We start from the raw sequence: 6,615 nt of genomic DNA, 5'->3' as shown, positions 1-6,615 counted from the left end.
TATCCCCAGTCAGGACAATTTGAAGCGTTCAAGATATTAACGTCCCTTGAACATCGGGAATGTGATGCTACTTTTCACATGGTACTAGGACCCTTATTTCATGGTATTACCATTTTCATTATATTAATACACATTTCGAAAATTATTTTGAACTGTTTAGTAGCGTAACTGGTTTATATCTATCCCCAGTCAGGACAATTTGAAGCGTTCAAGATATTAACGTCCCTTGAACATCGGGAATGTGATGCTACTTTTCACATGGTACTAGGACCCTTGTTATATGGTATTACCACTTTCATTATATAATACACATTTTATTAGTCAATTAATATTTCTTTTGAGAAATGGATTAGGATTTACTTTCTTGTCATTTGGAAGGATAAATTTAAATGGGTGATGGTTATACTTTGTATTGCACTTTTGATACTTTGTATGAAGAGGATACTTCTTATAAGTGGGATATCTTACATGAATTCGAATAGATTCCGTCCTACATTAGCAGCCCATAAAAGTTTATTTTGGGAAAGTCCACCTAATCGGCTCATCTACCAAATACGATAGTAAATCAACTAAATTATAAGACTCATCTGTTTCTTTCCTTATATATTTTAGTACCTGCTTTAATTCTTTCTTTCTAGATTTGTCTAACGAATCTAGGTAACTTTCAACATATCTCTCTATAAAAACCTTATCTATGATACTTTCATAAAGCAAAATGGCTGCAATTCTTGAAACCGAACAATCTAATGCATACGAAAGAGCACGCAATATTTCATAAACGTCATTTTTCAAGCGAAAAGAAATGCGATCAGTTTCACCATCTTCAGTTTTTGCTATTCGCTCATTCTGTAAATTTCCTATATAAAAAGTGTTATTTATACGAATATCCCTTATAAAATTCTTTGATAAGGACTTTAAAATATCTGTATTTTCAAATAAAGCATTTTTCAAAAGTAACTCACTTACATCCTTGACTGGTGTTCTTGTAATAAATGATAAACGATAGATGGAATCTTTTAATTCTAAGCTAATAGTAGGTTTGATATCTCGCTTCTTGTCGCTTCTAACTTTCCGTTTACGCTCCTCTACTGTCAACATTCTTCCTCCTCATTTTTCACTATTAAGAATTGAACAATGTCCTGATGTACCAGGGATAAATCATTGTATGCCACATTGTATATTCAGTATGCCTAATTAAAATAACGACTTTGTTCCAGATTTATTAAAAACCTATAAAATAAATAAATCTAGGACACTTCTCAATACATTCATTTGTTTAAAATTAATAATCTCTGTACACACTCTTAAAAAGGAGCGTGTAATCATGTCTAATATGAAAAAATTGAGTGAAGAAGAAAAAAAGAAACTACTTGAAGGTATACGTAATCATAGCGAAAAGTATCTCTTCGGTTCAAAAAACGTTAACTCAAAAAAAACAAAATAAACGGCTAACCAATTTTGATTAGCCGTTTATTTTTAAAATTTCACTATAAATTTGATAGTACACTTTTATTAAAACTATGTAGTAGCATTACTATGAACTATAAATTAATTTGGATTAGCTCCCACATTAGCCGCCCTACTTATATTTTTTAATAGCCTCTAAAATCGCTACTTCTACAAACTGACTTACCTTCACCGATTTTTCCTCACAAAATTCAGCAGCCATTTCAATCACTTCTTTGGAAATGTAATACGTTTTATTCAAACGATCTCTTCCGCCTAATTGTTTAATAGATTCGTAAATAGATTCGATTCCATTAGTTGTAACCTTATTTTTAGCAAGCTCTTTTATAAAAGACAATTCATCTAATGTTAAATCTAATGCTTCTAAAATAAATGCTTGTGCCTCACTTTGATTTGCCAAAGTCAATTCGTTCTGTAATGGATTCGATTCTATTATCTCTTTAATAGGCTCCTTGCCATTTTCGATTACAGTAGGACTGGCAACAATATCTTTATTGAGCTTTTCAATTTTAGCTTGCTTCTGTAGCTGTCTAGCAAGTGGTAATAAATTTTCAATTGTCATGCTTTCATCCGTTTGGCTCGTTGCTTTATACATATTTTTTTCATAGTCATAAGCTGCTGCCTTGAAAACGTACGGAATAATATCTTTAGGGATTGCCTTTCCAGCTTCTCTACTGGCAGCGTATAACGTACTCTGGCTTCCACCGTTATTCATTTCAACAACAAGCTCGCCTATCGTCATGCCATAACTGAATTTCATGTATTTGGCCTCCCACATTAGTGTTTGAATCTATTCTAATCCATTATCATTAAACTTTGAAGTATTATAAAACGCTCTCAGACGATTCGAAATAAATTTTCATGGATAATCAGTCAACTCGATTGCTCTCATAAAATCCAAAATCTAGCATACTGACAACTTGTCACTATCATGGGGACAAATTGTAAAAAAAAGAGGTACTCAATCAATGAGTACCGAATACAACACTATTCTTTTAACGAATATGAACAAGGAAGCCATCTAAATTCTTTAGCTGTCCAGGATTCTTTTACTGCTAGCCTCCTTTATATAACAAGAAGGCTAGCATGATAAATATCAAACTAGCCCCATATGTTCGTGTTATTCACTTGTAACATTTCTTAACTGTTCAATATTTTCATCTAAAGTAATAGCTCTTTCTCTCATTTTTTCAAATAATGGGTTAAAAGCTAAGTCAAGCAAGCGTACGCTTTGCTCCATTTCGATAATTGTAAGTTGAGCTACTCCCATATTCTCATGCCATTTTTTATATATCACTTCCTCAATACGCTCCATGAGTCGCTCTACTCCTATACGAATCGCATTTAAATGCTCCAATTCTACAACAATACTCCTTGCATTGTCTGCCGCTTCAAACAATAAATCTTCCATTTGTTTATCCATCATTATATTCATCTCCCTATCCGTATTATGACCTTATAGTCATAATATATTCCCTTTAAGTCAATAAAGCAACAGTAAAATTCTTTTTTAGTCATATTTAATCCCTTTTTAGTCATAATAATTATATAATTACTATATTAGGGGGAATATTTATGAGCATGACTGAAAAAATCAAAATTGTTTTAGTAAAGAAAAAAATGACTATTACTCAATTAGCTGAAGCTCTGGAAACATCACAATCAAACCTATCTAAAAAAATGAAACGTGATAACTTTAGCGAGAAAGAATTAGAGCAAATAGCTGAAGTTCTGGGAATTGGATATGAAGCTAACTTTATATTGGAAGATGGAACTAAAGTTTAATTTTAATGTAAAACGCTCTCAAACAAATCTAAAACTAATTTCTCGAACACATACCCAGTTCAATTCATTTAAAAAGCACCCCTTAAAAACGCTTAAGGAGTGCTTTTTTCTGCATTTTTTATAATGCCCTATGTATGTTGCTATTATTTTAATCTTTTGTAATTTCCACCAAGAAAAGGAATTATATCTCCAGGATTAACATCCTCGATATCTGCAAAGCTAAAATATTCTGTTTGTTCCTTCTGTACATACGTTAATGAGTTTCTCTAAAAGGTTTTCTACCCTCTTCTATTGCTTTATCTGTAATACCCTCTACCATTTCCTTTACGCGCTTTTCATAGTCTTTATTAAATTCCTCTAAAAACTTGTCTAGGTCACCGACAACGCTCTCCATAAACTTATATACACATTCTTTACTACAAAATGTGTAATCTTCATATGGCATGAAGTAACTACCTATCCACTGGCAATCTGACGCCACGAGACGATAAAACCACGCTTTGTTACCATCAACATCAAATTTGACCATCTTATCACAATTTTTACAACGTCTGCCCCTTTTGTTCACTTGCTGGTAAGTGAGTATTCTGTCTAAACTCTCCCTTGTAAACTTTCTAGGATTTTCTGCGAAAAACTCATCAACTGTTAAATAACCACAAAAACCAAAGTACTCTTTTTTTACAGTCATGCCCTGTTCCACCTTTTCCGTTATGTTTTTATGTAAAAAAGCTTAATTGTTAATGTCATAATAACACCTTTTAAGCCCTTCTTCTCTTGCTATTGTAGGTCATAACGCTTTTCCATTAACAGAACTCTGTCTTATATTTATCAGAATGTACTTATTCGATAATTCTTGTATAACTAAGACCACCTGGACTCATAATCAAGTTGTTATAAATTAATAACCAATGTAAATGCTCTACATAAGCCTTAAAACGCTCTCTCTCAGCCAACTGTTCTAATCTGTCCTCGTAAATTCTATCCAGTAAATATTTTGTGCTAGGTACATCATCTAAACCAGTAGCACGAAACAACTTTTTCAATTCATTACATGAATCCATATCATCATATAAAACTAATGCTTCAAAATCCCATGGATCAGCTTCCGCTTTCCAAGAAGCAAAGTCTTTCTTCATTACTTCTAAAACTTCCACTAAATTCATGCTTTTTATATTTTTAGGTCTGCCACGACCTCTTTTTTTACTTACATATTCCATTAATAAATCTCTCCCTTCATGCAGCTTTAGATGTATTGAAAGAATGTTGTTATGAAAAAAACACATCTAAAGCAAGCTACATATATTACTGCACTTATGTACTCTTTTCGAAAAAGGATACTGCAATAAATGGGATATTATTTAATTTTTAGATGAAAAAATAATTAGGTAACTTTCTCTTTAATTGCTGCTTATTTTTATTTGGTTGTTCATCCAATACTTTTTTATTAGAATTCGCCTCAATATCAAACATTCTATCTGGCACATCCTTCATAACCACCGATAAAAGCTCATATTGCTCAAATAAACGCTCTAAAGCCTCTAAAACTAGATTTATATCATTACTTTCTTTAGCAGCCTCTAAAGCCTCTAAATGCATATCAAAATCATTGCTTATTGAAATAAGCCGTAAAAATTGAATACACTCAAACATCCCTAAATCCTTCAAATCTTCTCTATTCATAAAACCACTCCTAAAATTATTCAATCTACATCCATGTAGAAGATAAAGCAACACAATAACAGCTTTACTCTATATAGCTATTCATATAGCATATATTTAATATTTTCATGTGGCGGCAAAGCAAATAATTATTATTAATGTGAAACCCTTATTTATATATGTAAAAAATAACTGTTTTCTTTTCTGCTTACTCTAATGTTTGGTACTGTTTTATGAAAAAACAACACTAAAAAAACAACTTACTATTACATTTTTCCTAACAAAAAACCTCTCAATCGAGAAGGTTTTGACACTTCAATTGAGAGATTTATGAAACTTTACAAAATGGATATAAAATATAGTAAAATATAATCATTTTTAATAGTTTTTCCAAATAATTTCTTTATCATGAAAAACTTCTCGCTTCCAACCTACTAAATACTCATCGTACAAATCGTTTGCATAACCACTTATCATTGCTGGTCCACTATGCTTTTTTATAATTTCTAAAAAATTGATATGCTGCTGTATCGTCATTTCGTGAAAATACATACCTTGTGCTTTGGTTGACCGTAAATAAGGTGGATCAGCATAAATAAAACAATCAGAACGATTATAACGAGCTATCAATTCAACGGCATCCATACTCTCTATTTGAACGGATTTAAGCCTGTTCGTAACATCACATATTTGCTCTGGTAACTGATTCCACTCTTTCAAAGCCTTCGAATCCCCTTTTAAATTATGTCTCCAGCTCGTTTTAGTCGCTGTTTTACCATTATGAGCCATCCAACAACGAACTAAAAAAACACGAGCACGTTCTACGTCTGATAACTCTATATCATTTAAAACCTCATAACTAGCTAAATATTCAGTTTTGGAATAGGGTGTTAATTCCACCTTAGCAGCTAATTCAACAGGATTATCCCGAATTACTCTGAACAAATTAGTTACATTTCCATCAACATCATTAATAGTTTCAATAGCCGCGCTTTCCTTTGTAAAAAACAATGCACCACTACCAAAAAAAGGCTCTAAATAAACTTCGTGAGATGGAAACTCTTTTACCAACCACTTGGCCAACCGCCATTTACTACCTGAATAATTCAAAACTCTCTTCATTTTAATTCAACCTCAACAAACTATTTTCTTACGACAGTGCAAAATGCACCATCGATGAAAGCAAATTGCACCAATCGTAAAGATAACAAAAGTTAACTGGTTAACCCCTTGATAAATAAGGTTTCATAAATTAACCATCATAAAAAGGTACCACTAAATTCAAATAGATTCGCTCCCACATTAGCCACCCTACTTTCCCCAAAAGTGGAGAAAACAAAATACTTCACTGAAAAAATATACCGCTTCACCAACTAATCCACAGAAACGTTAATATACTACTGTTATAGAATTTTGCACTTTCTCGGAGCCGTTGGGAGAGTAAGGCTCATAGCTTTTCCCTGGCCTCATTTCCGTACAAAGTTGCACATTTTCCATTCAAAACACGCTCAAACCCTTACCAAATGGGCATTTTTTGCGTTTTTTGATGAGTTTTACGGAGAATCTGTACATAAATTCATCCAGCAACAACCGCAGCGTTTTTGCCATCCATGATGCGGATATTCATAGCGCCCTTTAATATACTACTGTTATAGAATTTTAGGTTTTCTTGGAACCGTTGGGGCTGTAAGGCTCACGCCACTT

General features: G+C 32.7%; 8 protein-coding genes. 1 reads left to right on the top strand and 7 read right to left on the bottom strand.

Features of this window, described 5'->3' with window-relative positions:
* Window positions 1-513: 513 nt before the first annotated feature.
* The 3 genes from ACIQVU_RS19420 to ACIQVU_RS19410 form a co-directional block, all read right to left on the bottom strand.
* Window positions 514-1,095, bottom strand: a complete 582-nt coding sequence (locus ACIQVU_RS19420) for a hypothetical protein (protein ID WP_016991689.1) — start codon at window positions 1,093-1,095, stop codon at window positions 514-516.
* A gap of 484 nt (window positions 1,096-1,579) precedes the next feature.
* Complete coding sequence (locus ACIQVU_RS19415) at window positions 1,580-2,227, bottom strand: hypothetical protein (protein ID WP_402896879.1); 648 nt, start codon at window positions 2,225-2,227, stop codon at window positions 1,580-1,582.
* Between the two features lie 360 nt (window positions 2,228-2,587).
* Window positions 2,588-2,893 (bottom strand): hypothetical protein, encoded by a 306-nt coding sequence (locus tag ACIQVU_RS19410; RefSeq protein ID WP_402896877.1) that lies wholly within the window; start codon window positions 2,891-2,893, stop codon window positions 2,588-2,590.
* Between the two features lie 149 nt (window positions 2,894-3,042).
* Between ACIQVU_RS19410 and ACIQVU_RS19405 the strand changes: the two genes are divergently transcribed.
* Window positions 3,043-3,252 carry a helix-turn-helix domain-containing protein gene (locus ACIQVU_RS19405; RefSeq protein ID WP_402896876.1) on the top strand — a complete coding sequence of 70 codons (210 nt, stop codon included), beginning with the start codon at window positions 3,043-3,045 and terminating at the stop codon, window positions 3,250-3,252.
* 253 nt (window positions 3,253-3,505) lie between these two features.
* Here the strand turns inward: ACIQVU_RS19405 and ACIQVU_RS19400 are convergent, their stop codons facing one another.
* The 4 genes from ACIQVU_RS19400 to ACIQVU_RS19385 form a co-directional block, all read right to left on the bottom strand.
* Complete coding sequence (locus ACIQVU_RS19400) at window positions 3,506-3,940, bottom strand: hypothetical protein (RefSeq protein ID WP_402896874.1); 435 nt, start codon at window positions 3,938-3,940, stop codon at window positions 3,506-3,508.
* A 151-nt stretch (window positions 3,941-4,091) separates the two neighbouring features.
* Window positions 4,092-4,469 carry a hypothetical protein gene (locus tag ACIQVU_RS19395; RefSeq protein WP_402896872.1) on the bottom strand — a complete coding sequence of 126 codons (378 nt, stop codon included), beginning with the start codon at window positions 4,467-4,469 and terminating at the stop codon, window positions 4,092-4,094.
* 148 nt (window positions 4,470-4,617) lie between these two features.
* Window positions 4,618-4,932 carry a hypothetical protein gene (locus tag ACIQVU_RS19390; RefSeq protein ID WP_402896870.1) on the bottom strand — a complete coding sequence of 105 codons (315 nt, stop codon included), beginning with the start codon at window positions 4,930-4,932 and terminating at the stop codon, window positions 4,618-4,620.
* A gap of 357 nt (window positions 4,933-5,289) precedes the next feature.
* On the bottom strand, window positions 5,290-6,033 hold the full coding sequence (locus ACIQVU_RS19385) for a DNA adenine methylase (protein ID WP_402896868.1): 744 nt from the start codon (window positions 6,031-6,033) through the stop codon (window positions 5,290-5,292).
* Window positions 6,034-6,615: the final 582 nt, after the last annotated feature.

The organism is Lysinibacillus sp. NPDC098008 (genome assembly GCF_044760715.1).
Taxonomy (GTDB): Bacteria; Bacillota; Bacilli; order Bacillales_A; family Planococcaceae; genus Lysinibacillus.
The sequence above is the reverse complement of the archived record's forward strand: the minus strand, read 5'-3'. Positions and strand labels throughout refer to the sequence as shown.